Annotated in this window: 19 protein-coding genes; 8 read left to right on the top strand and 11 right to left on the bottom strand. The window is 40.4% G+C overall.

Annotated elements, in window-relative coordinates:
• Complete coding sequence (locus tag V7K53_RS13530; protein ID WP_335198027.1) at positions 1-1101, top strand: amino acid kinase family protein; 1101 nt, start codon at positions 1-3, stop codon at positions 1099-1101.
• Entirely contained in the window at positions 1102-2133 is a 1032-nt protein-coding gene (locus V7K53_RS13525; protein WP_335198026.1) for a M14 family metallopeptidase, read from the top strand.
• Positions 2134-2463: 330 nt separating this feature from the next.
• On the opposite strand, the gene V7K53_RS13520 is transcribed toward V7K53_RS13525, so the two are convergent.
• The 3 genes from V7K53_RS13520 to V7K53_RS13510 form a co-directional block, all read right to left on the bottom strand.
• Positions 2464-3447, bottom strand: coding sequence for a substrate-binding domain-containing protein (locus V7K53_RS13520; protein ID WP_335198024.1), 984 nt, complete (start codon positions 3445-3447; stop codon positions 2464-2466).
• A 39-nt stretch (positions 3448-3486) separates the two neighbouring features.
• Positions 3487-4416 carry a molybdate ABC transporter substrate-binding protein gene (gene modA, locus V7K53_RS13515; RefSeq protein WP_335198022.1) on the bottom strand — a complete coding sequence of 310 codons (930 nt, stop codon included), beginning with the start codon at positions 4414-4416 and terminating at the stop codon, positions 3487-3489.
• Between the two features lie 353 nt (positions 4417-4769).
• Positions 4770-5447 carry a hypothetical protein gene (locus V7K53_RS13510; RefSeq protein WP_335198020.1) on the bottom strand — a complete coding sequence of 226 codons (678 nt, stop codon included), beginning with the start codon at positions 5445-5447 and terminating at the stop codon, positions 4770-4772.
• A gap of 840 nt (positions 5448-6287) precedes the next feature.
• Between V7K53_RS13510 and V7K53_RS13505 the strand changes: the two genes are divergently transcribed.
• On the top strand, positions 6288-6782 hold the full coding sequence (locus tag V7K53_RS13505) for a 2OG-Fe(II) oxygenase family protein (protein ID WP_335198019.1): 495 nt from the start codon (positions 6288-6290) through the stop codon (positions 6780-6782).
• Positions 6783-7120: 338 nt separating this feature from the next.
• Here the strand turns inward: V7K53_RS13505 and mutL are convergent, their stop codons facing one another.
• Both mutL and V7K53_RS13495 read right to left on the bottom strand, forming a co-directional pair.
• A complete protein-coding gene (gene mutL / locus V7K53_RS13500) occupies positions 7121-8911 on the bottom strand; it encodes a DNA mismatch repair endonuclease MutL (protein WP_335198017.1) in 1791 nt (596 codons plus the stop codon).
• A 254-nt stretch (positions 8912-9165) separates the two neighbouring features.
• Positions 9166-10215, bottom strand: a complete 1050-nt coding sequence (locus V7K53_RS13495) for an adenosine deaminase (RefSeq protein ID WP_335198016.1) — start codon at positions 10213-10215, stop codon at positions 9166-9168.
• Positions 10216-10602: 387 nt separating this feature from the next.
• Here V7K53_RS13495 and V7K53_RS13490 point away from each other — a divergent pair, with 387 nt between their 5' ends.
• The gene (locus V7K53_RS13490) at positions 10603-10812 is read left to right on the top strand and encodes a hypothetical protein (protein WP_094352741.1); all 210 of its coding nucleotides are present in this window, start codon (positions 10603-10605) and stop codon (positions 10810-10812) included.
• A 364-nt stretch (positions 10813-11176) separates the two neighbouring features.
• Here V7K53_RS13490 and V7K53_RS13485 read toward each other — a convergent pair whose 3' ends face one another.
• Both V7K53_RS13485 and V7K53_RS13480 read right to left on the bottom strand, forming a co-directional pair.
• Complete coding sequence (locus V7K53_RS13485; RefSeq protein WP_335198014.1) at positions 11177-11488, bottom strand: threonine dehydratase; 312 nt, start codon at positions 11486-11488, stop codon at positions 11177-11179.
• A 242-nt stretch (positions 11489-11730) separates the two neighbouring features.
• Positions 11731-12609 carry a phosphodiester glycosidase family protein gene (locus tag V7K53_RS13480; RefSeq protein ID WP_335198011.1) on the bottom strand — a complete coding sequence of 293 codons (879 nt, stop codon included), beginning with the start codon at positions 12607-12609 and terminating at the stop codon, positions 11731-11733.
• Positions 12610-13066: 457 nt separating this feature from the next.
• Here V7K53_RS13480 and V7K53_RS13475 point away from each other — a divergent pair, with 457 nt between their 5' ends.
• The 3 genes from V7K53_RS13475 (at position 13067) to V7K53_RS13465 (ending at position 18082) form a co-directional block, all read left to right on the top strand.
• The gene (locus V7K53_RS13475) at positions 13067-14257 is read left to right on the top strand and encodes a sigma-70 family RNA polymerase sigma factor (protein WP_335198009.1); all 1191 of its coding nucleotides are present in this window, start codon (positions 13067-13069) and stop codon (positions 14255-14257) included.
• A gap of 25 nt (positions 14258-14282) precedes the next feature.
• A complete protein-coding gene (locus V7K53_RS13470; protein WP_335198007.1) occupies positions 14283-15479 on the top strand; it encodes a DUF1822 family protein in 1197 nt (398 codons plus the stop codon).
• Between the two features lie 221 nt (positions 15480-15700).
• Complete coding sequence (locus V7K53_RS13465) at positions 15701-18082, top strand: CHASE2 domain-containing protein (protein ID WP_335198005.1); 2382 nt, start codon at positions 15701-15703, stop codon at positions 18080-18082.
• A gap of 57 nt (positions 18083-18139) precedes the next feature.
• Here V7K53_RS13465 and V7K53_RS13460 read toward each other — a convergent pair whose 3' ends face one another.
• The 4 genes from V7K53_RS13460 to V7K53_RS13445 all read right to left on the bottom strand — a co-directional run bounded on the left by V7K53_RS13460 (position 18140) and on the right by V7K53_RS13445 (position 23113).
• Positions 18140-19642 (bottom strand): HlyD family efflux transporter periplasmic adaptor subunit, encoded by a 1503-nt coding sequence (locus V7K53_RS13460; protein WP_335198004.1) that lies wholly within the window; start codon positions 19640-19642, stop codon positions 18140-18142.
• Positions 19643-19780: 138 nt separating this feature from the next.
• Complete coding sequence (locus tag V7K53_RS13455; protein ID WP_335198003.1) at positions 19781-21976, bottom strand: peptidase domain-containing ABC transporter; 2196 nt, start codon at positions 21974-21976, stop codon at positions 19781-19783.
• Between the two features lie 271 nt (positions 21977-22247).
• Positions 22248-22604 carry a hypothetical protein gene (locus V7K53_RS13450; protein WP_335198002.1) on the bottom strand — a complete coding sequence of 119 codons (357 nt, stop codon included), beginning with the start codon at positions 22602-22604 and terminating at the stop codon, positions 22248-22250.
• Positions 22605-22753: 149 nt separating this feature from the next.
• Positions 22754-23113, bottom strand: coding sequence for a hypothetical protein (locus tag V7K53_RS13445; protein ID WP_335198000.1), 360 nt, complete (start codon positions 23111-23113; stop codon positions 22754-22756).
• A 646-nt stretch (positions 23114-23759) separates the two neighbouring features.
• Between V7K53_RS13445 and V7K53_RS13440 the strand changes: the two genes are divergently transcribed.
• The coding region (locus V7K53_RS13440; RefSeq protein WP_335197998.1) for a filamentous hemagglutinin N-terminal domain-containing protein at positions 23760-24944 on the top strand (1185 nt) is incomplete at its 3' end.

The raw sequence follows: 24944 nt of genomic DNA, 5'->3' as shown, positions 1-24944 counted from the left end.
ATGCAAATCCGCGTCCTCAAGTTTGGTGGGTCAACCTTTCAACGTAGTACTGATTTCAACACCATTGCAGCATTTCTCAAATCTCGGCTTGAACAAGATAGCGACAAGCTTGTAGTAGTTGTTAGTGCAATGGCTGGTTTGACGGATGAGTTTCATAAACTTGCTTTGGAAGTCAACACAAATCCATCACCCGAAGCCCTTGACTCACTTGTGCCACTTGCTGACACTATTGGGGCAAATCTGCTTCGTTTAGCAGTCGAAGCAACAGGTATTTCTGCAAAAGTACTGTCTGGCTATCAACTAGGTATTATTACAGACTCTAACTTTTCCTATGCTTCGATCCAAAAAATTGATGGAGCAGTTTTAAAAAAAGCACTTACAGAAGTTGATATTGTAGTAGTTCCTGGTGGTCAAGCAGTTGATAGCCATAATCGTCCCACATTCCTTGGTAGAAACAGTTCTGACTTTACTGCTGTAATCTTAGCGGCAACACTTGAACTTGAAAGTTGCGAGATTTTTTCTGATGTCAATGGCATTTACAGCGCCGATCCGAATCTCATCCAAAACACTAGACTTATTGAGGCTGTATCTTTTGACACCGCAATTAACTTTTCACTCAGTGGGGCAAAAGTCTTGCACTATAAATCACTACAAGTTGCCAAAGATAAAGGAGTGCAAATCGTGTGTCGGCATAATCGGGATGATTATCGCATTGGGACAGTAATTGGTGATGGCAAGACATCAAAGGCGACCATACTCGATCCTCGATCAATTGTCCTAGAGTTTGCGTCAAAACGAGATTTTGAAATAGCAAGACTTAAGCTACAACTAGCGAATATTCCTGTTATTTTACTCGAAGACCAAAAAATGCCAATGCTTGTAGTTACTTGCGGTTTTTTTGATGCTGTCAAGTTCTTAGCTGAGTCTGGTATTGACGCACATCGCCGAGATTCTCTGCTAATTAGTGAATTTAATGGTAATAGCTTAGTACTAAGACATATTGTCAGTACTAGTGAGGCGATCGCATTATGCCAAACAATCCACGATCGCTTGTATAAGCATAACGAAAGTCCAAAACCGTCACAATCAAATGTGAATTAAATGGATGATATTTCCTCTTGGTTTTCTCAAGACTACGCGCAAGCTCAAGAACGTTTCCGAAAAACAACGCATTTGTTAGAACACGGAGCTATAGAGGTCAGTGATGGTCTGACTATCGACTGGGCTTGGTCAGGAAACCCCCAATCTCCTCACGTCCTTGTCTTTAGTAGCGGACTCCACGGCATTGAGGGATTTGCTGGTAGTGCTACTCAACTTTATTTGCTGTCTCTTAACCCTGAAATCTCTACGCTTTGGCTTCATGTACTCAACCCTTGGGGAATGGCAAATCTGCGACGCGTGGATAGCCAAAACGTAGACCTGAATCGCAACTTTCTCGCCGAGTCAAAGGAGTACCAAGGCGTACATCCGACTTATAGTCTCCTAAACCCTCTGCTGAATCCACCCTCGCCACCGACAAGGGATTTCTTTTTATTGCAAGTCATGGGAGCAGTGCTTCAACATGGCTACGAGAACCTGAAAAGTGCTGTGGCGACAGGGCAATATGAGTATCCCCAAGGTCTATTCTTTGGTGGTAAATCGTTACAGCCTGCGTTGTCTCGACTATTATTATTTCTCGACAAAACGCTAAGTCACCGAGAAAGAATTGTACACGTTGACCTGCACAGTGGTCTTGGCAAGTTTGGCGAACTATCTTTGCTACTTGAAGGAGAGGCTAATCCAGAGCAAATTGCGCGGGCGCACCGTGCGTTTGGCTCGAGGTTGAAAAGCCGTTATGACCGCAAAGGTGGCTACCTTGTGCGTGGTGGCTTTACTCACGCTCTGGCACAACGCCTTCGGGGTGTCCGTTACGATGGAATTACGTGTGAGTTTGGAACCTATAATATGCTCCGTGTTCTAGCTGCGTTACGCAACGAGAATCGACTGTATCACAATGCACAGAGAAGCTTCTTTGTTCCCTCAAAACCGCGATTGCTTGAGGTCTTTTCACCTTCCAATGTAACATGGCGTAGTCAAGTTTTATTACATGCAATAACAGTTTATAAACAAGCCTGTATAATGTTAAATGATTAGGGTGCGGCTCTTTTAAAAAGACGGTATCCTGAACAAGAATAAATTAAGAGATGCTTGTCGAATAAAGGTATTGAACAAATTATCTGGTTTAAAGACAAGCACCAGAAATAGCCAGAGTCAAGGGATAGCCATGAAGTATGCAAGCATCAACCGTAAATGAAGACGTATTTTTCTGTGCTTTGAATGATAATTTGGGAAAAATTATGAACCATAAATCGAGCAAGAGTTAAAGTATCTAATAGCTCGAATGTGAATTCGTTGAGGATAAACTCAAGTGCTATTAGATTTTGTAATACTTTATTTTCTCAGCCTAGTGCTCTTTTACTTTAGCTATTTACTTGTGACAAATACTCGTTTTTTCTTAAGGGCAAAAACTAAGCCCATTGCAAGGATACTTCCACCTATAGTATTAGGTTCAGGAATAGAAGTAGAGGGGGCACTAAATCCATATTTCGCCAGTACTTTTTGTCCTTTTGATGAAATAATGTAATTAGCTAATTTTTGACCATCTGGACTGGCATGATTTAATACTGTTAAACCATAATCAGCTTTAACTGCTAAGTTTTGTGGTAATTCGACCAGCTTCAGACTTGTTGAATCAGATGGAACTTGTAGTGCTAACAAAGCGCTAGTATAATATGCCAGATTGACATCTACTGGCTCAGGACTTTCTTCCAAAGAATAATATATACTGCCACCTGAATCATTCCTGTTTTGTGGTATTATCTGTGGCATCAGCCCTGAATTACCCAGATTCTCTATTTTGTTTGGTGAGAAAAAAGCAGTGTTTTTATTTAGCTTTTGAAAACTCCCCGGTTTGATTTGATCGGCTTTTTTATATACGACCTGTGCATAGTATCCCAAAGGATCGGTGTCAGGTGGTGTACCTATCCGAAGATTAGGTAACTGTTCCAAAAAGTTACTGGATGTTAAAGACGAATCAGATCTAGTGACAGCAACTAAACGATTGCTAGCGAACTTTACCACTGGTCCACCCAAACCTTTCTTATATACTTCGAATGGTTTGTCAGTATCAGCACTGGCAAAAATATCAGGTTTTTCCCCTCCTTGTATTATGCGATCGCGCTGGATATCAGAATGATTAAAACTCGTTTCTACAGGAATACCATTTTCCTTAGTAAAATCATCAGCTACTTCAGAAAGACCTGCTCTCAAACTGCCAGCACCAAATAAAACAACTGAAGAAGGTTCTGTTTGAGGCGAAGTTCCAATGCTAGCAGCAAAAGTTTTGTTGCTGACAATTATATTAAAAATGCAGCTAGTTAGTGAAGCAGCGAGTAAGTATTTTTTCATGTTTATACAGCTTTGGGTTCAGTACTATTTTTTGATAGCTTATTTAACAGTTTGTTCTGTCAATTTTCTCTTGAGTGCTAAACCCATAGCCGCAGCTAGTAATAGTCCCCAAACATAGTTGGGTTCAGGTACTGATTTGGTGGGGCTAATAAAGCCATACTTATGCAAAATTTGCTGTCCTTTCTCTGACAAAATATAATCTGCTAGTTTCTGTGCATTCGGGTCAGCATTTTTGATAACTGTTAAACCAAATGGCGCTGCAACAGACAAATAATCTGGTAGCCCAACTACTTGCAGGCTCGGATCAATTTTTTGCGATGCGATCGCGCCAGTGTAGTAACTTAAGAAAACATCTGCTTGCTGAGTTTTGTCAAGAAAATATACTAAGCTGTCTTGTCCTGATGGGATTATTGGGGAATTCGTTCCACCTGTTAATTGCAAGGCTTTACTATTGAGGGTATCAAAACTACCAGGGTTTTTTGAATTAGCTTGAGTAAATATCTGTTGAGTGTAGTCTCCAAGAGGATCTAATATAGGTGTTGCAATTCCCAACTTGATGTTGGGATTTAATAAGTAATCTAACACCTGATTTGGTGTAATTTTTACCTGGGAATACTTTGAGGAAAACACCGCTACAATCTGGTTTTGAGTAAATTCCACCGGCTGACTGCTCAACCCCTTAATGTAGAGTTTTTGGGGATTTCCAATATCTGCACTAGCAAAGACATCAGCAGTGGGCTGTCCCAGTTGGAGTTCTGTTTCTATTGCTTGCTCTCTAATCCCTGATGGCCCAAATACTGTATTCGTTCCTATTCCTGTTTCTTCGGTGAAGTCTTGGCTGACTTCCGTTAGTGCATTTCTTAAACTACCTGCTCCATATAAGTTGAGATTAGCTGCAAAAGCTTGATTTGGTATTAGAACACTAAAGGCACAAGCTGCCAAAGAACCTGTCAAAAAATATTTTTTCATCTGTTCGCTAAAATCTTCAAGTTTTTAGATATTTTATCCTCAAGGTTCACATTACCAACTTAGTTGGAAAAATGTCAATTACTTTATACAGACAAATGTTGACTTTGTTACTTACAATCCTCGGTTAAGAAAGTTATCAGTTGAGGCAAGCAGTTATTGAGAAATAATTATTGCTCAATAACTCTTTTTCCTCCCCTACCTCAACAGCTTATCCAAACCGTATTGGGCTTTGTTAATTATTGAAGATATGGTGGGCGTAAAACTTGCTTTTTGCCAGTCATACTCAATAAATTTACAAATGTCTCCAGAAGTTATTGCTGATATTATTGAGATTGACAAGCTTAGTCTTTATATCAGAAATATTTTGGTTTCAAAGGAGAAGGAGGAGCAGATAATATGACGATATTTGTCACATTACTAACGTAACGACCCCCAGCTTTGTCACCTGGAACTACTAAACGAGCAAATCCTTCGTCTGTTAAAGGCACGATTTTACCATCACTACCTTTTTTTGCAAATGCGACTAGTACTGTTTTCCCTTCAAAGTTAGGTTGAATTTCACCAATAGCTACGACTGCACCATAGCAATCTGTGGCGTCAACTAGAACATATTGCCTCAGAAAAGAGTTTTTAGAATTCACCCCAGAATTTCCAGGTTTTAGACCACCTCCGGCTTTCGGATTATTAATCAATTCCCATAGAGGAACTCCGTAGTATGTTTCTGTTCGTGGCCCTGAGCCGGTTTGAAAGCTCACAGTGATTTCTGTAACTAATGCTGGATTTTGTTTTTTTAAAGCATCTTGTAAATTTCGCAGTTTTTGCAAGTTATAAGTGGCTGGATTCTTGAGTTCTCCACCCAAGCGAAAACTTTGCGAAGAACCTCCAAGACACTTATTTTTATCCCAGACAGAAGGTGTTTTTTCTTCTCTATTCCAGGGAAGATCGCTCCTTGAGTCAGCTAAAGTGGGCTGCCATAAAACCAGTATCGATAGCATTAAAGACGCAATGGGAATCGTGCGGGTAAAACGCATAAAACATTTCTCCGTTTACTATTGAATATTGAAAAAACTGGATTGTTTTGCTCAAACCTGTTTGCTCACCAAAAATTAGTATCGTTATCGCCAAAATTGAGCAATTTGACAATAGATTCTGTTAGATAAAAATAAAAACTGTTCTATCGTTAAACTTTCAACTCCTTACCAAACGCTACTAAATAGCTAGTTTTTAATAACTGATATTAAAAACTAATAAATCCTGACGCCAAAGTTAGCCGCAAACCTCTTGTTAGATTTGCGTTTTTCCAAATGGATAAGTGTATCTGTGTAATCTAATGAAGATAATACCAACTTATTGAGTAAAATACCAACTAATATAGTAATCAAACACGAACAAAATTAATTTTTATTTCTTTTTAAAATAGTTCAGCTTAATATTGTATAGAAACTAAGCTGTCGTTATTTGCCTTATAAATAGATAACTATCAAGCAGATAACTATCAAGCTAATAAACTCTTTATAAGTGAGACTCACCTGTAAATTGGAAAACTGTCCGAGTTATAGGGAAAGGTTGTAGTTGTCTCGACACTATAGTTGAAGCAAAACCATACAGCGACTAGACTATTCTATGTATACAACCAATAGACCAAATAAATAATCTAAGTAGGGAACATCTTCCTGAATGAACCTAGCGATTGCCTCATCTGAGAAGAAAACACTCATTTTAGTTTTATGATCGGCTGACAAATAAATAGCTCAATCAAGATTCCCACTAAACCTAATCTCATTCAGTTGTAGAAATTGTAATAATTACTACTATTGTCCCAAATAGTTGGTAACAAAATAACTTTGTTAAGAAAGAATATATACCTCGAGTTGTCAGATCGTTGGCGCGATGGCTACGCCCGCCGCAGGCATCGCATTGCACAAGGTAGATTATCCTCTAATCTTGTTAATCTCAGCAGTCCTTGGCGACAAGTGATAGAAGAACTGTGGACGCCTGCTTACCGTCAAGCCTTAACACAGATGTCTGGGGTGGAATTGAAAGACTGTGCAATGGTGATTGGCTTTCGTCGATATAATCTAGGTAACAGTCATCGCCCTCACACTGATGAACCATCAAAAGCTTTGACTCATTTGCTATTTTTCAATGAACAATGGCCTATGCACTGGGGTGGTTGTTTGCGAATTCTCTTTGACAAAAAACCAGAATCTGTCTTCCAAGATATTGCACCACTGAACCAGTTTTCGGCTGTGATTGTGCGCTCAGATAATTCTTGGCACATGCTAACTCCAGTAGCATCGACTGCACTACAGTGCCGATTGGCTCTCAGAATTACTTTTTTTCACAATCTCGATGCAGGTGCTTAGTCTTAGTCGATAGTAAAAATCCAATTTATACACAAAAGGCGATCGCCTCTATTTGCTGGAAACAAATAGTTAACTAACAATACAAAAGGCAGTTAGCTTTCTTACAGATTATTCTGATTATATGAGTGCAACAGTATCCATTACTGAGCGATCGCAAAACTTTTCGGTCTACTGATTATTAAACTGGTATTGCGATCATAACAGTTCATTTTTGATATGCCTTATCCAGATTGTTTAATGAACACTAATTTGTCAATATGGACACTAATTTGTCAACGCAGACAAATAATTTGGCAAGCGACAAGAGAGAAAAAAGAGATTTGGCATTACTAAAAACATCAAATTCCATGACTTTTACCGATTACCCAATTACGCCGGAAAAACCTAGCTAAAGCTGATTCTTCTAAGGACAGATAAATTGGGCGTCCGTGGGGACAGGTGCGAGGGTTGCGAGTGCGTTGCCAATTATCTAAAAGTATCTGCATTTCTTGTTGATTCATCGGTGTACCGTTACGAATGGCACTGCGACAGGCGACAGCTACTTGGGCTGTTTGTAAATCGCCTCCCCAACTAAGTTCTAAAATTGCTTCTGCACAGTCGTCTCGCTGTTGTAAAGGTGCGGGGATATTACGAACTGCCCAAAGTTGTTCGCCAAAGGGTTCTATTTCTAAACCGATGCGTTGCAGTTGCAATACTTGCGCTGGCGATAATTGATAAAGAATTATTGACGGTTCGATGGGGACAAGTTGCCAATTATCAGATAATTGCTCATACAAAACTCGCTCATGGGCAATGTGCTGTTCTACTAACCACATCCCACCTGAATGTTCCGCCACAATATAAGTATTGCTAACTTGAGCGACAGCTTTTAAAAAGTTAGCAGTTGGGAGTGAGGAGTTAGGAGTTTTGGGATTTTCGTTAGGATTTTGAGAATTGAAATTGTAGCCACCTTTGGCTTCTGCGGCTTTGAGTAATTTACTAACTCGTGTCGTGTGAACAGCTTCTTTGAGATTGTTAGAAGAAATGCTGAGTGCTTGGTTAATTGCTTGAGTAATTTGCTCTTGCCAATAAATGATTTCGTTGAGATAAATTTCTGTTTTTGCTGGATTGCGATTCCAGTTAATTTGATCGGGGGAAATGGCAAGATGTAAGAAACAAATTGGATAGCGATCGCGCGGTAATGTTTTATGAAATGCTGATAATATCGTTTGCTCTAATTCCGGTGTCTTTACCATCCGTCCGTTAATGGCTACACGTACCCAATCTGGACGATGACGATGACAGCGATCGGGTAATCCTACCACTAAATTTAGTGCTGAGTGCTGAGTGGGGAGTGCTGAGTGGGGACTTGTACTGAGCGTTCGCGTAGCGTCTCGTAGAGAAGCCGAAGTAGTGGGGAGTGGGGAGTGGGGAGTTAGGAGTTCTGAGTTTAGTGGGTTGGGTATTTCGAGTTTTATTTCTTGCAAGTCACCTTGTCGCACTTGCGGTAAAATCTGCGGTAGTAGTTGTCCAGTTGTGGCAGCGGGACAAATGGTGAACCATTGACGGTCATTTTGCCAAATCTGCCAGGTGACGCGGGGATGACAGAGGGCGATTTGGTGAATCGTGGCTTGCACAGCTTTCATTTGCTGTGCTGTTGTGGGTAATCCCTGACGACGAGATGAGCAATTACCAAAAAGATGAGAAACTGTAACTACTGTACCAGGTGCGATCGCAGTTGCTTCAACTTGTACAACTTTCCCGCCATCGCCATAAATTATCCGCCATCCTAAATTTCCCCCCAGAGGACGACTCAAAATTTCCAACTCTGCCAGAGTCGTTAAACTGTGCAACGCCTCACCACGAAACCCTAAACTGTTAATTTTCCACAAATCGGCACTAGAGCGAATTTTACTAGTGCTGTGGGCTGTGGCTGCTTGTTGCAAATCATCTAGGTTCATTCCACAGCCATTGTCTGCCACACGAATTCGCCATTGCTGCGGCCATAGAGAAACCACAATTCGCGTTGCACCTGCGTCTAGGGAATTTTCTACCAATTCCCGCACCACAGAAGCTAAAGAGTCGATTACCTCACCAGCTGTAATGAGATATACGACTTCTGTTGGTAGAGTTTGAATAGTAGATGCCATAAATTATAGTTTATAGCTTCTGGGGGCACGCTATATACGACTTATAGCAAGAATCCTTTCTCAGCAACAAAAGAACCACAAATAAACACTGATAAATTATCTGTGTGCATCTGTGGTTTAATTTCTAAAACATTAATTATTGCAAGATATCTATTATGCATTACAACTTTTTCTATGGCATCAGAAAAAATTAGTCATTGCAACATTAATTAACATTAAATCACCTGACTTTATGAGTATCTTTAGGCGATTTGTTAATTAGTATCTCTCAGGGACAAAATTTTAGCTGGTTCAGGTTTGAGCAAACCATTCAACAGTGATGCAGGAGGTTGACTGTAAGGCCAAGCAAAAGCATGACGGAAAGCTGCATCTTGACAAGCTTGTAGTTGTTCAAAACTAATGATGTTGTAAGTCAAGAGATTCTCATACTCAAATGGTAGACGCACATTGTGCAATCCAGCATTATCAGTACAGATAGCGATATCAACCCCAGCATCAAGACAACGGTCAAAAACTAATTTGAGTTGACGTATATCCTGCAAAGTTCCAGTTTTTAGGTAAGTTGTCGGACAAACCTCCAAACATTGTCCGCGTCTAGCCACATCATTAAGTAGCTCTGGATATAGTAGGGGAATTTGAATGCCGTGACCAATCCGCATCAGATAGGGTAACAGTTCTGGATAACAACCAGCGGTGGTTTCATATAGATGTCCCGTGGTGTTAACGCCCAGCGATCGCGCATAATCATATAAGCTAATCCATTCTTCTAAGCGATCGGCGTAATAACTATCACCTCCTGCTACATCTACTGCACAGACATACTGTTGATTTTGCGCCGCCAAATCAACAATTGCCTTGTTCACCTCATAAGGCAGGCGTGTGTGCATACAGAGAATTTGGCTAGTAACAATCGGATATTCTGGCTGATGGCTGGCAAGTCCTACGACTCGGACAATTTCTGCCATCTTGTCAATTCTTTCGGATTGACTGAGATGTTGAGGTGTTCGCAAATAAGGAGTGTAGCGCAGTTCCAGATAAGCCAAATTTTCAAATATGTAAGCACCACGCACCAAGCGATAGATAAAGTAAGGCAAAGTCTCTACAGTTTGCACGCTTTCTACCAAGGTGTGTAATTCTAGATACTCATCTAGAGTGTTACGTGGGCGGGTATAAAAATCTTCAAAATCTGAATAGTCAGTAAAGCGGGAAATTAACTCCGAAGAATGCCGCTCGAAATATCGCCATAAAACTCGTGGTACGACCGAGCCGCCTAGATGTCTATGTAATTCAGCGTATAAAGCCATAGTGGTATTTTTAGGTAAAAATTTCAATGATTGTAACAAAAACATCGAGAGAAAAATCTCCCATCAAAAAAATTTAGCTCTAACTTCTTTGGAGTAGAGGTTTCCCTACATCTGAATTTCAACAAATACTCCAACCGAGAAACGGCGCGAACGATTTGGTGGCTTGGAATTAGATAGGGTTGAGAGCAACAGATCAATTTCTGCCTCCTACCTCCTGCACTAGTATTTGCAGCATGAATAAACTTGACATTACCAAGATTAAATTGATAGCATTGATATCCTTGATTTTTGTGCTATAGTAAAAGAACATTGCTATTGTCAAACGAGTGAGATATAGCAATATATTTTTCCTTTAACAAAGCAAATTCCTGGCAAGGTTGGTATTAATTGAAAATTCAAGCGTTGGAAGTCAAGGCTGGCGATCGGATTATTGCTTACTGCAACAATAAAATGCAAACCTGCAAGGTAAAACGCATTTTAGATCCAGGTCAAGCTAATATCACACTATCAGTATTTACCTCTGAGAATTATCGCGGTTGCTCAGTTTCATCTATAGTCCGCTTTCAAAGCAACGCCTTAGTTGATTTGGTAAGTTAAAAACTAAGTAAATATTCAAGCTCAAAAATATTTCTAGCTATTGTCCAGCCTCAAACTGGACAAAATTTTTGTTAAAGGTGCAATGCCTGCTGTTTTTGATAGCCTACGCACATACAAATTCGTTAATTGTGGCTAGATGATTTGTCTGAAAATGCAAAGCGCCATTTAGTTATTGCTAAACTGTTCCAGATATAATTTACATATCTAAATTTAATTAAAATATTGTGGGGTGGACAGCGTTCGGCTGACCTGTACTGAGCGTTATTAAAGTAGCGCTGATGCTAAAGTCTTGTCCACCCTAATTATGCAAGTTAAGGGTGGAACAGTTGATTAATAAACTTAACCCTCCACTGGATGGCTTTTTTCATTTCTTTTTCACATCACGAGCCATGTTGAGGTAGTAGTCGTCAAGTTTGGCATTAGAACGACGGCGGTTAGTCGCAGGAATTTTAGCAATGTTATCCAGATTCGTTTCAATTGGCTGTTTAGCTGAAGCTTGTTTTACGTCTTGCACTCGATCGGATTCTAAGAAATAACCAGACTGAGAGAATCCGAAAAGCTTGGCAAAAAAACCAAATAAATTTCCGAAAAAATTAGAAATACTTTGGAATAAAACACCAAACAAGCCTTCAAAACGAAGGAACAAGTTCCGAATAATTTGAGTTAGACGAAGCATAACAGTACCTTCAATGATTGCCTATTACCATTGTGACGCAATTCGGATTCGGGAATTGCTGATATGGCAAAAATCTACCAGTGGGTAGGTATAATTCCCACAACCCCCAATACTTCTCGGTTAAGGGGAAAAGGGGAATGGGAAAGGGAAAAGAAAAAACCTTTAACCCTTACCCTTTAACCTTTTCCCCAAACCTGATTCCGAGTTAAAAGTGCAAAACCTGAGAAGTATTGCCACAGCCCCTACTTTTCCTGAACCAGCAAAACTGACTTCACAGGACGCTTGATAGAATTTCCCTCCAAATCAACCTTCCCGTAAAAGGTTTTCCCATTGTAATAAAGCGAAGACGAACTTCCCCCATCCAGATTCATTGCTTCATCCGCTCCAAGAGTTTTCATCAAGTCAGCTAACGCTGGCAAAGAGATTCCAGAGTTCGCCGAAGCCGAGGGTTTTTGAGCCACCATAACCAAAATAACGCTGCCATCAGGGGTGATACCTACGGCAGTTCTGGCGTTGGGTTGATTGCTGCCAAGGGCATCTCGTTTATTAGTATTGTCTACAAAGCCCTCTTTTTCTAAGGTGAGTTCTGGTAATAGGCGTGGGCCAGCACCTATAGCATCAACTAACTGACAACCTGCTGGTGGTGACTGACTGTGTAGGCCAATGGAATAGCGGATAGTTTTCCCGCATAAGTAGCGACGGAATTCTGTGCGATTGAATATTTGACCCAAATAAGATTTTAAGTTGGGATTGTTCACCAAGCGCTCGTTTTCCTTGGGATCGGCTATCAACTTTCCTTGTCGGACAACATAAGATGTAGTTTTTTGGTTGGCTGGGTCAAAAAAGCCTGCATTCAAAATAGCCACGGCTTGATACTTTTGGGCAAATTCCTCTACAGTGGCTACCTTCTGTGATAGTGCAGGAGTCACCAAAAATTTGCTATTAAATGGAATCAGCACGATGTGAGCAATGCTTTGGGGTAAAGTGCGATCGAAGTAGCGGATAGTTTTTGGTGGTGGAGCCGCAATAGTGGGTATCGAAGGTGTTGAAAAACGCGAATTAAACCACAACACCATTGCCAAACTCATTAATATCAAAGCCAGTAGTTTGATTTTTCTCACTTTTAAACTCACTTGCGGTTAGCTCAAAAAAGTTGATTTAATCGATTTAATTAAAATACTTTAAGCTGAAAATAAGCAATTAACTTTAATTATTCCCGGTTCGCCCATTTTTTAGGGATTTAGGAAAAGTAGATAGTCAAAAGTGTACCGAAGGGAATATTCCCAAAAAGACTCAATTAGGTATATGTTCCCAATTATGGCTACTGAAGCCATAATTACAAACGGAAGGAGTCGATGATATACCTATACTTCTAACTCAAATAGAGCGTATGGGTATACAATCGCTAATCGATCAACACATACAGAATATGAATAGAGTTATCTTCAAAAAACATCAGGGAATAAAATATGTATGCTATGGAATTGCACATTAGCAAACCAGTATCTTGCAATTGTCCACAGAGATATCTGCTTGATAGTTGCTTAAGTTCGGATCAATTGAAATTGTTAACTGCTTATGCGTCCTCGTCAAAAAATTATCGAGATGTTCTCAACATTCCTTGAGTTGGAAGGAGACAGATTCAGCAAATGGTTGATTGATATCAAACTGCATCGAAATATTCAAAATTGCTTGGAGTCTTCACCATTCGTCCCTAACTCAGAAAATTTTTGGGCGTTACATTGGCACAAGTGCTGGCGAGAGCAATCTAATAGCCTTGCTAGAATGCATTTATCTGCTTATTTACAGGAACCAAATTATTGGGCTGCTAAAAAAACAATTGCCAAATTTACAAATATTCAACATAGCCTAGCAGATTATTTTCAAATGGCGAATGCTGAAATTGAAACAATTCTCAAAAATTTTAATCTAGAAAAATGCTCTAGCTTAAAAACCTATGCTACTATTGCGGTTCCCAGTCGGCTAAAAGATATTTTACGCCAACGTAAGGAAGCTGATATTTGCACAAATTGGGCATTGTTACGTAAAGTCAGCAAAAAGCAGTTATTAGAAGCTCTTGCTCAAGCTGGATTATCACCGATTCTAATTGCCCAATATCGACTCGCCTGGACTTGTTTCAAAGAACTGTATGTTCAAAACCAACCAGGTGGCACAAAATCACTACCAGAACCAGAACCCCAACTTTGGGAAGCTATTGTCAACCTCTACAACCGCGATTGCCAAAATCAGTTAACTCAATCTACTCCAGAATCCACGAGAGAGAAAATTGAACAGTGGCTAACCCAAGCAGCTGTCTACGTGCGTGGTTATCTGTATCCACCAGTTAGTTCTCTAAATGTAGTGATATCAGAAGATGACTCCACAACAACTTTTGATTTGCCAGATCCATCCTCTGACTCATTAATCACGGAGATGATAGCCCAAGAGGATGCCCAAAACCAACAAAATCAACAATCTCAGATTGAGGCTGTTTTGTTAAAAACTTTACAAACTTTTGAAGTAAAAACCCAGGAAATACTTCAACTTTATTACCAACAGGGGTTAACTCAGCCACAGATTGTAGAACGCCTACAAATGAGTCAGCCTACTGTTTCTCGTCGGCTGATCAAATGTAGAGAATCAATGCTTTCAGCATTGATCCAATGGAGTCAAGACACGCTTAATATTTCTGTAACTTCCAACCTAGTTAATGATATGAGTAGTGCTTTGGAAGAATGGTTGAAAGTTAAGTATGGGGAATATCGCTGAAATTATGAAGGATGAGGTAGTAAGAATGACTTCGGCTTTTACAGAACCGCAGGAACTATTGTTAGAAATATCACCATCATTACAGACAAGTTCTTGGCAAGAAAGCCAAATGTACGCCACACCTAGCAGTCGCTGGCGTGCTTACATGAATCAAATTTGCCTTCATGGGTTTTTGAATTGGGTAAAAGCTGAATATGTTCCAGAAGCAAGTATCTGGCACAGTTCCCCTGGTATTCCTGCTTTTTGGGAATTTGTCAATGGCACAGCAATTTTGTTAAAGGAAAAGCGAGTCGTTTTAATTCCCAGCGAGGCAATTGATGATAGTGAGTTAGAAGTTCCTCAAGAATGGGTAGACATTCCTAGTTGGGCCGCAGACTATTATTTAGCAGTGCAAGTTACAGCAGATGGGGAGTGGGTAAGAATTTGGAGCTATATAACCCATCAAGAACTTAAATCACTGGCAGACTACGACCAAGTAGATAGGACTTATTGTATAGATGCACAGCACTTAATTAAAGACCTTAATGCTTTTTGGATGACCTACCAATTTTGTGGAACAGAGGAGATGAAAGGTGCGATCGCTCCACTACCAGAATTATCGACTGTTCAAGCAGAAAATCTTGTGCAACGATTAAGTGATTCCTCTGTAACATTTCCTAGACTCGCAGTGCCATTTACAACCTGGGGAATACTACTAGAAAATGAGCAGTGGCGGCAACGTTTGTACCAAGAAAGGCTACGACAGGCTGCGCCTACACAATTCTCACAAGTACAAGTGAATCTCAGTCGTTGGCTGGAGGAGATTTACGATACTTCTTGGCAAGCTATAGAGACATTTTTTGAGCCAAACTCTAGTAGCCTAGCTTTTAATTTCCGCACTTCTTCCGGGTTAAATGCTACCGCTATCAAACGCGCCAAACTGATTGACTGGGGAATAGAAATAGAGGCTCAAAAAGTTGTTTTATTAGTTGCCTTAATACCAGAAGCTAACCAACAAGTTAGGATTCGCGTGCAGCTACATCCAGCTTGTAATCAACCTTCCCTACCTGCTAATATCAAGCTAGTTTTACTTTCAGATCGAGGGGAAATACTTCAACAAGTACAAGCAAGAATTCAAGATAGTTATGTGCAGTTAAAACTCTTTGATGGGGAAGTGGGAGAATGTTTCAGCATCCAGATCGATCTGAATAATTATCAAATAACAGAAAATTTCATAATTTAGTTATTAGGAGCCAGAAGTGTCAATAAGAGCAATTCATTATCAATAAATAGTTAAATAATCGCATTAAGCATAGCTTTTTGACTTAGTACTAAGTTTCGATTATTACTGTTCTATACCCAGATGAGAAAGAACTGCATTTTTATTTGGTATTTTTGCATAAGTAGAATGCTTCCTGTTGATTAGTCATTAGTTAATCACGAATGGCTAAGTCGATTTAACTTATGAGTAAGCTAGTTGTCTTCAGCTTCTTGGGAGGGGATTTAAATCAAGGATTTCCTGTTGTCACAGCTCAACTTTGGTGTGATAACCAATTTGTACCCGTGAAATTAACAGGGAGTCTACCGCCAGCACCAGAACTAAGCGAACTCTACCGCAGATGGCAGTTACTCTACGCAGCAGTTTATCAACGCCTGGATCGTAGCAATCAACGGATAAAAGTACATTCACAAGACATAACCAATATTTCTGTCAATGACTTTGATGAAGTGTGTCAACAGCTACAAGCAAATATCAATGCTTGGTTGAAATTTGAGTCATTTCAGAATATTGAACGGCAGTTGCGAACTCTACTCAGTCGTCATGATGAAATTAGAGTAATTATTGAAACAAATATAGTTCTACTGCATCGCCTGCCTTGGCATCTATGGCATTTTTTTGAAGATTACCCGAAAGCAGAATTAGCTTTGAGCAATCATGAGTATGAATCTCCTCAGTTATTACAAAAATCTCCTACAGGTAAAGTCAAAATTTTAGCAATTTTAGGCAATAGAGTTGGTATTGATATTGAGAAAGATGGCTCTTTGTTACAAGGTTTGACAGATGCCAAAACCACCTTTCTTATAGAACCAACACGGCAAACACTTGACGAATATCTATGGAATCACGATTGGGATATTCTATTTTTTGCCGGACATAGCAATAGTCTTGCTGACGGAGAAATTGGGGAAATTTGCATCAACAAAACAGAAAGTTTAACAATTTTGCAATTGAAACATGCACTTAAAGCAGCAATTAGACGCGGTTTGAAACTAGCAATTTTCAATTCTTGTGACGGAATTGGTTTAGGACGAAATTTAGCTGATTTAAACATTCCCCAAATGATTGTAATGCGGGAAGGAGTGCCAGATTTAATAGCACAAGAATTTTTAAAAAACTTTCTTACAGCCTTTGCAGATAGGAAACCATTTTACTTGGCTGTGCGAGAAGCGCGAGAAAGACTTCAAGGACTGGAAAATGAATTTCCTTGTGCTAGTTGGTTGCCAGTTATCTGTCAAAATCCCACAACTGTTTCTACTACGTGGCAAGAACTGTGCGGTAATTTTGCTGATACTAAATTTGTAGATGAAGTTTCAAAAAAAGGTAAAATTGCAACACCAAAATTCAAACTTTGGACTGTAATACTTAGTACTTTAATTGTGGCTGTTTCAACGCTAGGTTTGAGATACTTGGGAATCTTTGAGAAAATTGAACTGCAAAGTTTCGATCAAATGCTACGGTTGCGACCTCAAGAAGAGCCAGATCCAAGGTTGATAATTGTAGAAATTACTGAAAAAGATATTCAATCACAACAAGAGATGACCAAAGGACTGAAATCGATTTCAGATAATACGTTAGCTAAATTGCTTAACAAATTACAAAAGTATCAACCGCGAGTTATTGGACTGGATATTTATAGAGACTTGGCTGACCCCCCAAATAAATCGAATCTAATACAACTTCCGGTTGAACTTAATAAAGATAATGTTGTTGTTATCTGCAAAAGCCGCGATAATAAATACGATCTCCAAGGTGTTAAACCTCCGAAAGACGTACCTGTAGAACGTCAGGGTTTTACTGATGCAATTCAAGACCGAGATGGTATCGTCCGTCGTCAAATTTTGATGATGGCACAAGAGCCTTCTTCGACTTGTACAACGCCTTATTCGTTCTCGTTGCAATTAGTTGCTCGTTACTTATCTTACGAAAATATTAAACCTAAATTTAATGAAGATTATGTACAGTTTGGCTCTAAAGTATTTAAACGCTTAAAATTTAGCCGCAGTGGTGCTTATCAACAAGGAGTTGATTTAGGTGGAAATCAAATACTTATCAATTATCGTAATACAGATTATCAGAGAGTTTCCCTTAACGATGTATTGAGCGATAAATTCGATCGTAAATCACTGAAAGATAAGCTAGTGATCGTTGGAGTGACAGCTAATACAGTCAGCGATACTTGGTCAACTCTCTACAGTACTGCACAGCAAGATTACCAAGAAATATCAGGAGTATTTATACAAGCACAAATGGTTAGCCAAGTTTTGAGTGCAGTTTTAGACCAACGTCCAATTCTTTGGGTTTTGCCTTACTGGGGAGATATTCTTTGGATATACGGCTGGTCTGTAGTTGGGAGTCTGATTATTTGGCAGATGCGATCGCTCTCACATAAGAGATGCGCTATCTTTGTAACAGTTGTCATATTATATGGAGTTTGTGCGATCGCTCTTTTAAAACAAGGACTATGGTTGCCATTTATTCCTTCTGCCTTTGCTGTGGTTGCAAGCGGTGTTGTTGTAATGTTGATTCAACGCCGTCAGGAACTTTTTACGATTTCAAACCCTTAGTTGAATAAAATTTTCCTTTATAACTGAAAAATAACGTCAATTTGGCGATTGACGATCTCAAAAATCCGTCATTAATTTTGCTTTGCGGAGTACAAATTGCAGTACAGTTTCTTCGCGGGTAATAATATCAACTCTGCCATCCATACCCAATTGAATTTGACATTTCTTTGTACTACGACCTAAAGCAAGTTTCTCTGGTTCAATTGTGACTTCGTAAAAAGCACCTACAGCAGTTGCTTTTGGGGTAGAGTTCGTATCATCATCTGCATCGTTTTTTTGCGACCTAACAGCATCCGGGGAAATTGCTTTGACAACGCCATTGAGAGTACCGTAATCAGGATAAGGACAAGCTGTCACTCGCATTTGCACCTTTTGACCGACTTTTATTTTACCTTTTTCCTCAGAACCGACAGCTGCTTTGATAACTAAAGGTGCATGACTAGGAACAATTTGCACAACTTCCTCCCCAGCCCGGAGAGTTTGACCGGGGTTTCGCAAATTTAGCTTGGAAATAATCCCGTCTGCTGTAGCGGTAATAGTAGTTTGCTTCAGGTCAATTTCAGCTTGCTTGAATTCGCTAGTATCGCGCTCTAATTGTTTTTCCGTTTCAATTTTCTGCTTAAGAAGTACTTGAAGTTCTCTTTCTAAGGATGCTTTATTTATTTCCCCAGAGGCTTTTTCTTGAGCAATGCGTTCAGTCGCCATTGCTACCTCTGCATTGCTTGGGTTGATAACTGCTTGAGCGCGATCGCGTTTAGCAATAGCCCCATTAACAGCTTGTTTTAGCCGTTCATTTGTTTTTTCTTGGGCCTTATAAGTGGCTTTTTGCGCCTGTACAGCTTGTTGTTGCTGTTTCACAGCCAGCTGTACTTCTTCTAGTTGATCGCGAGATAATGCCCCTTGTTTAGCAACACTTTCATATCGGTTCTGCTTTGATGTCGCTGCTCCTAAAGCCGCTTCGGTTGCGTGGAGATTAGCTAATGCTGATTGTAACTGTGCTTGCCCTGCATATAATTCTTCTTGAGCCATTTTGACATTGGCTGATGCTTCTTTAAGTTCAGTGATAGTGGTAATTTTTTTGTCTTGATGATCGCGATCGCGTCCCTGCAATTCAGCTTTAGCAGAGGCGATAGTCCGATTGGTGCGATCGTTTTCGGCTCGAATTTGACTATCGATTGCATTTATTTGGGGAACGGTTTGAATTAGTTGTAACCTAGCTTGTTGAATATTGGTTTGCAGCTGGTTTTTTTTGGTTTGCAGTCGGGAGTCATCAATAGTGGCAATTTTATCTCCTTTTTGCAGCGTTTGATTTTCTTTGACGTAAATCTGCATTACCTGTCCTTCTGTCGCCGCCTGCACAATTGGCAATTCACCCGCAGGACGGACAACTGCTTGCCCAATCACTGTAACTTTATATTTAGCAACCGCAGCCACAGGAACAGCTAACGCCAAGGCAAACACGATAAATAGTCCGCCAAATGTAGTCCAACCACTAATTGGTGGGAGAAACTCGTTGTCTTGAACTAAGGGTAAAAAATTTGTTTGAGACTTACTAATCATAAGTTTTGAAGAATACAGAATACAGAATTCAGAATTAAGACGCTTGAAGACTCGCTAACGCTTCGCTATCCGCCAGTCGTGCAAAATTCATTCTGAATTCTGACTCCTGATTCCTGAATTCTGTTTGGTAAACATTAACTAATTCCGAAAAAGTAAAGAAGATTTCAATCCATTACCATTATTAGAATAAATCTCATCAAGAAAGCTTAAATGCTCTCCAGGAATATGACGTAATTCTTCTGGAGTTCCTTGAATTTTTAAGCGCCCATCTTCAAGCAATACAATCCAATCAGCCCGTTTGATAACTTGAGGACGGTGGCTAATCATAATTGTAGTTTTACCTTGACGGTGATTCAGTAATCTATCTAAAACTTGAGTTTCACTTACTGGGTCAAGAGCGCCTGTAGATTCATCTAGAATTAATACAGGTGGGTCAATCACAATTGCTCTAGCTATAGCTAATCTCTGCCTTTGTCCGCCAGAAATATTTGCACCAAATTCGCCTAAAATAGTTTGATATTTATCGGGTAGTTTGCTAATAAATTCATCTGCACCAGCAATTTGACAAGCTTTGACTATCTCCTCAAAACTAATGTTGGGATAACTGAAGTGAAAATTTTCTACAATCGAACGACTCCAAAAATGAGGTTCTTGGGGAACTAATACGACTTGCTGCCGCAAACATTCTAAAGATAAGTCTTGCTGGTTGTATAAACCATAACGAATGTTACCAGATTGAACGCAATATAAACCAGTAATTAATTTGCCAAGGGAACTTTTGCCACAGCCAGATTGACCGATTAAGGCTATTACTTTACCACCAGGAATAGTTAAAGAAAAATTTTCTAACAGGTCAGTTCTACCAGGATGGTGAAAGTTAACTTGAGAACAAATAATATCTGCATTGCCAGGAATTTCTGCCCAAGGTTTTTTAAAGTCATTTTCATCTTCTGGGGTAGAATCTATTACTTCTGTCAAGCGTTGAACGACAATTTGTGCAGTGATAAATTCATCAATTAGCCCGACGGCTGACTCTAAAAATTCAAGAAAGCTACCACTCATACCACTGTACGCCAGCAGTTGACCGATGGATAATGTCTGATTAATCACCAAGCTAGAACCTAACCAGAGTATGCTAATACTCGTCAATTTGGAAAGAATACTAGTGACTGTGCCGCTGTAAAGCTCCAACTTCATCGTAGTCCAGTCTAAGTTAGCAAGGCGACCAAAATTTGTCTGATATTCTTGCCAAGCTTGCGGAGTCGCTTGGGTGGTTTTCAGGACTTGAACACCGCGAAAGGTTTCGACTAAAAAGCCTTGATTTTCTGTACCTTTAACGATGAGGCTGCGGGTTTTCTGGCGCAAGGCGGGAAGAAAAAGCAGGTTAACAAAAGTGACGATCGCAAAAGCGGCGAGGGAAGCGAGAGTCAGTTGCCAACTATAGAAGAGCATGAAACCCAAGGAAACCAGAGCCACGAAAAATTGACTGGGTAAACCAAGGACAATTTCGGAAACTAGATTATTGATGGTATGAACATCTGCAATCCGGCTAACGACTTCCCCACTGCGACGGGCTTCAAAATATGATAGGGGTAAGCGCAACAGTTTTCGGCCATATTCTAGAATTAGCCCGTATTGCAACCGTTGACCAAAATGACCAATCAGGTGAGATTGTACCAAACCAATGGCACTTTGAATTAGGTTCATGGCAATGACGCCAATTGCCACCGTTGTTAGCAGTTGGGTATCTCCCCGCACTAACACATCATCGGTGAGGAGTTGCATCATTAAAGGGGAAGCGAGGGACAATAGCCCGATCGCAAAGTTGATAGCGATCGCCTGAACCAAAAGATTGCGATATGGCATAACGCGGGCAATAAAGCGCCCAAAGCCGCCAATTTTATCTTCGAGTTGCTCATAGAAGCGGCTATCGTCTGGCATCAGCAGCAGCATCACACCATCACTCCAACCCGCGATTAACTCCTGGGAGGTGAGGTACATGATACCAACGGCAGGGTCAGAGATGACATATTTTTTCCCTTTTTTCCCGTACAATACTACCCAGTGGTAGCCTTTCCAGTGAACGATCGCTGGTAAGGGGACTTCATTTAATTTCTCAAGCAGTTCTGGGGTAGCTTGAACTTGACGGGCATGGAATCCCAGGGTTTCTGCTCCCCGCCTTAAGCCTAATAGTGTAGTTCCTCGCGTTCCCGTACCCACTGCTTCTCGCACGCGATTGAGGGCAAAGGTGCGTCCGTAGTATTTAGCGATCGTGGCTAGGCTTGCTGCACCACAATCCTCTTCACTGTGTTGCAATATACTGTAGTATTTCATTGTTTAAAAAATCAGTAACAGCCGCAGTTAACAGTACCAGTCGTAGTGAACAAGGGGTGGACAAGTCCGTTTCCTACCTGATAACTGTTAACACCGTTTACGTTTATTTGTGCTATTTTGATATGAATAAAAAAGTAGGAGCGAAAACGACCTCGCCCCTACGAACTGCAAGAGAAGAATGTTACTCAGCTAAAAGCCTATGTGAGAGCATTTTTTTCTCTTTGAGGTTTTGAAAGATTCGAGTACACGGTATGAAATAGACCAGAGATGATTATGCAGGTTTGACAGACGCGATGTCGTTGTTAAAAGGACCAGTGAAGTTACCTTTTGTACCTGCTTTCAGACGCCTTGATTTACCTGTGAAATTCTCACCAGTGTAGGCAATCCAATCTCTTTTACCCGTCACCTCGTACCAAGTTGCTTTATTGTTAAAGCTCCCTAAACTGCGTCGTGCATTTGCGATATTATTTAGCCGCCTTCCTTCACCATCCTTCTTGTCGGAAAAGTCTAAAGCACCACCACTAATAGTGGCAGCGGCTTCATGGGAAAGGTCTTGCACATCGATGCTGTAGAGGTCTTTGATTTGCTTGTTGTTCATATCTACTCCGTGCTTATTAATGTTATACATTGTTTTTCCCCTGAGTTTTAGATTGGGGTTTGAACTGAAGGTAAGCTTGTTTTCTTCCTTCTGATTGTTAATTGGTAGCAGTGAGATTTGTTTATTCACGGCTGGGAATCAGAGGTTTTTAGCTTTGCCTTCTGATAACTGATAGCTGATTATGCAGGTCTGGCAGATGCGATGTCGTTGTTAAAAGTACCCGTGAAGTTACCTTTTGTACCTGCTTGCAGACGCCTTGATTTACCTGTGAAATTTTGGCCAGTGTAGACAATCCAATCTCTTCTACCCGTCACCTGGTACCAAGATGCTTTATTGTTAAAGCTGCCTAAATTGGCTACTGGGCGTCCGATATTATTTCGCCGCGCTCCATCACCATTCCTCCCGTCGGAAAGGTCTAAGCCACCACCACTAATAGTAGCAGCGGCTTCATGGGAAAGGTCTTGCACAACTTCGATGCTGTAGAGGTCTTTGATTTGCTTGTTGTTCATATCTACTCCGTGCTTATTGATGTTAGACATTGTTTTTCCCTGAGTTTTAAATTGGGGTTTGAACTGAAGGTAAGCTTGTTTTTTCCTTCTGATTGTTAATTGGTAGCAGTGAGATTGGTTTATTCACGGCTGGGAATCAGAAGTTTTTTAGCTTTGCCTTCTGATTGTTAATTGGTAGCAGTGAGATTGGTTTATTCACGGCTGGAAATCAGAGGTTTTAGCTTTACCTTCTGATTGTTAATTGGTAGCAGTGAGATAAGTTTATTCACTAGGGCAAACGCACGTAATTTGTGAAACCCTTGTTGTATAAGGATATTGATGAAAAAATCGCTTCAATTATCAAACGCTTAAACCCCTGCTCTGGTTTATTCACTTGATTCAACAGTGCCAATTTGCTAATATCCTCTGTTATGCATAAGTTCATAGTCCTGACACTTACAGGACTAGCCCTTTCAAGGTGACTCGTTAAATATCTTGTTTTTCTTTAGCGCTCTCTGTGCCTCTGTAGTTTACAAGTAATTTATTTAACTACACGGGCATAAAAAACACCGAGTAAAGAGCTTAAAAAGTAATTTCTTGACTAAAGTTTTTAGCTACCTTGAAAGAGCTAGTTTTAATACTTTCTACTCAAAATTGAAGCTTCCAACCTAAATTTCCTTTTATATAAGAGAGTGCAATGTCTTTTAAAACTGCGCCAAACTGGTTACAAGGTCTAGGAATTGCCATTGTTAGTGCAGTTACCTTATATGCAAATATCTCAGTTGCCCAAATCACCCCAGACGGGACTCTACCAAATAATTCCAATGTGAAACTAGAGGGCAATACCAGGATTATTGAGGGTGGAACCATCAGAGGGGGTAATCTGTTCCACAGCTTTGGGGAGTTCTCTGTTCTCAATGGCAGTACTGCTTTGTTCAATAATTCACTGGATATTCAGAACATCCTGACACGAGTAACAGGTAAGTCAATTTCTAATATAGATGGCTTAATTCGTGCTAACGGTAAAGCCAACTTATTCCTGCTCAATCCTAATGGGATTATTTTTGGTAAAAATGCTAGTTTAAATATCGGCGGTTCCTTTGTCGCCACAACAGCCAATGCCATTGGGTTTGGTAATTTGGGATTTTTCAGCGCCTCAAATCCAGAAGCACCTTCACCCTTGTTAACAGTAAATCCAAATGCCTTACTATTCAATCAAATTGCGGCTGCACCGATTCAAAATAGTTCAACTGCGCCAGCAGGATCTACTCCTGGTAACGCGGATGCATTTGGTCTACGTGTCCCAAATGGTCGAAGTTTGCTGCTAGTAGGCGGCAATGTGAACATGGATCGTGGAAGATTGAATGCTTTTGGTGGACTCGTCGAGTTAGGTGGGTTAGCTAATGTCGGTACAGTTGGGTTGAATGGGGATAATAATAGTCGTTTGAGTTTTCCCAATAGTGTAGAAAGAAGCGATGTTTTCCTTAGCGATGGCGCGCAAGTAAATGTATTTGCTGGCAATGGTGGTAGTATCTCAGTTAATGCCCGGAATTTAGAGATGACACGAGGGAGTTTACTGGGTGCAGGTATAGAACGTGGATTGGGTTCTAATAATAGTCAGGCGGGAAATATTTCGGTTAATGCTACGGTCGCAATAAACCTTAACAATAGTGTCATTGATAATCCGGTGCAAGAAAAGGCAAGCGGACAGGGGGGTGATGTCAGTATCAGTGCTAGCACCTTGCGGCTTGAGGGTGGGGCACAGGTAGGAGCTGGCATTTTCGGTGCGGGCAAAGGGGGAAATTTGAGGGTTGATTCCCAAGATGTGCAACTGATTGGTAGAGGCAGTGGCTTGTTTGCTCCCGCATACTCAACAGGGAAT

Source organism: Nostoc sp., assembly GCF_036917355.1.
Taxonomy (GTDB): domain Bacteria; phylum Cyanobacteriota; class Cyanobacteriia; order Cyanobacteriales; family Nostocaceae; genus Nostoc.
This window is presented reverse-complemented; position numbering and strand designations above follow the sequence as displayed.

Coding starts and splice junctions, on each gene's coding strand:
- V7K53_RS13525 (WP_335198026.1), top strand. CDS start 1,102: ATGGATGATATTTCCTCTTGGTTTTCTCAAGACTACGCGCAAGCTCAA.
- mutL (WP_335198017.1), bottom strand. CDS start 8,911: ATGGCATCTACTATTCAAACTCTACCAACAGAAGTCGTATATCTCATT.
- V7K53_RS13485 (WP_335198014.1), bottom strand. CDS start 11,488: ATGCTTCGTCTAACTCAAATTATTCGGAACTTGTTCCTTCGTTTTGAA.
- V7K53_RS13475 (WP_335198009.1), top strand. CDS start 13,067: ATGCGTCCTCGTCAAAAAATTATCGAGATGTTCTCAACATTCCTTGAG.
- V7K53_RS13470 (WP_335198007.1), top strand. CDS start 14,283: ATGACTTCGGCTTTTACAGAACCGCAGGAACTATTGTTAGAAATATCA.
- V7K53_RS13520 (WP_335198024.1), bottom strand. CDS start 3,447: ATGAAAAAATACTTACTCGCTGCTTCACTAACTAGCTGCATTTTTAAT.
- V7K53_RS13495 (WP_335198016.1), bottom strand. CDS start 10,215: ATGGCTTTATACGCTGAATTACATAGACATCTAGGCGGCTCGGTCGTA.
- V7K53_RS13530 (WP_335198027.1), top strand. CDS start 1: ATGCAAATCCGCGTCCTCAAGTTTGGTGGGTCAACCTTTCAACGTAGT.
- V7K53_RS13510 (WP_335198020.1), bottom strand. CDS start 5,447: ATGCGTTTTACCCGCACGATTCCCATTGCGTCTTTAATGCTATCGATA.
- V7K53_RS13460 (WP_335198004.1), bottom strand. CDS start 19,642: ATGATTAGTAAGTCTCAAACAAATTTTTTACCCTTAGTTCAAGACAAC.
- modA (WP_335198022.1), bottom strand. CDS start 4,416: ATGAAAAAATATTTTTTGACAGGTTCTTTGGCAGCTTGTGCCTTTAGT.
- V7K53_RS13455 (WP_335198003.1), bottom strand. CDS start 21,976: ATGAAATACTACAGTATATTGCAACACAGTGAAGAGGATTGTGGTGCA.
- V7K53_RS13445 (WP_335198000.1), bottom strand. CDS start 23,113: ATGTCTAACATCAATAAGCACGGAGTAGATATGAACAACAAGCAAATC.
- V7K53_RS13450 (WP_335198002.1), bottom strand. CDS start 22,604: ATGTATAACATTAATAAGCACGGAGTAGATATGAACAACAAGCAAATC.
- V7K53_RS13465 (WP_335198005.1), top strand. CDS start 15,701: ATGAGTAAGCTAGTTGTCTTCAGCTTCTTGGGAGGGGATTTAAATCAA.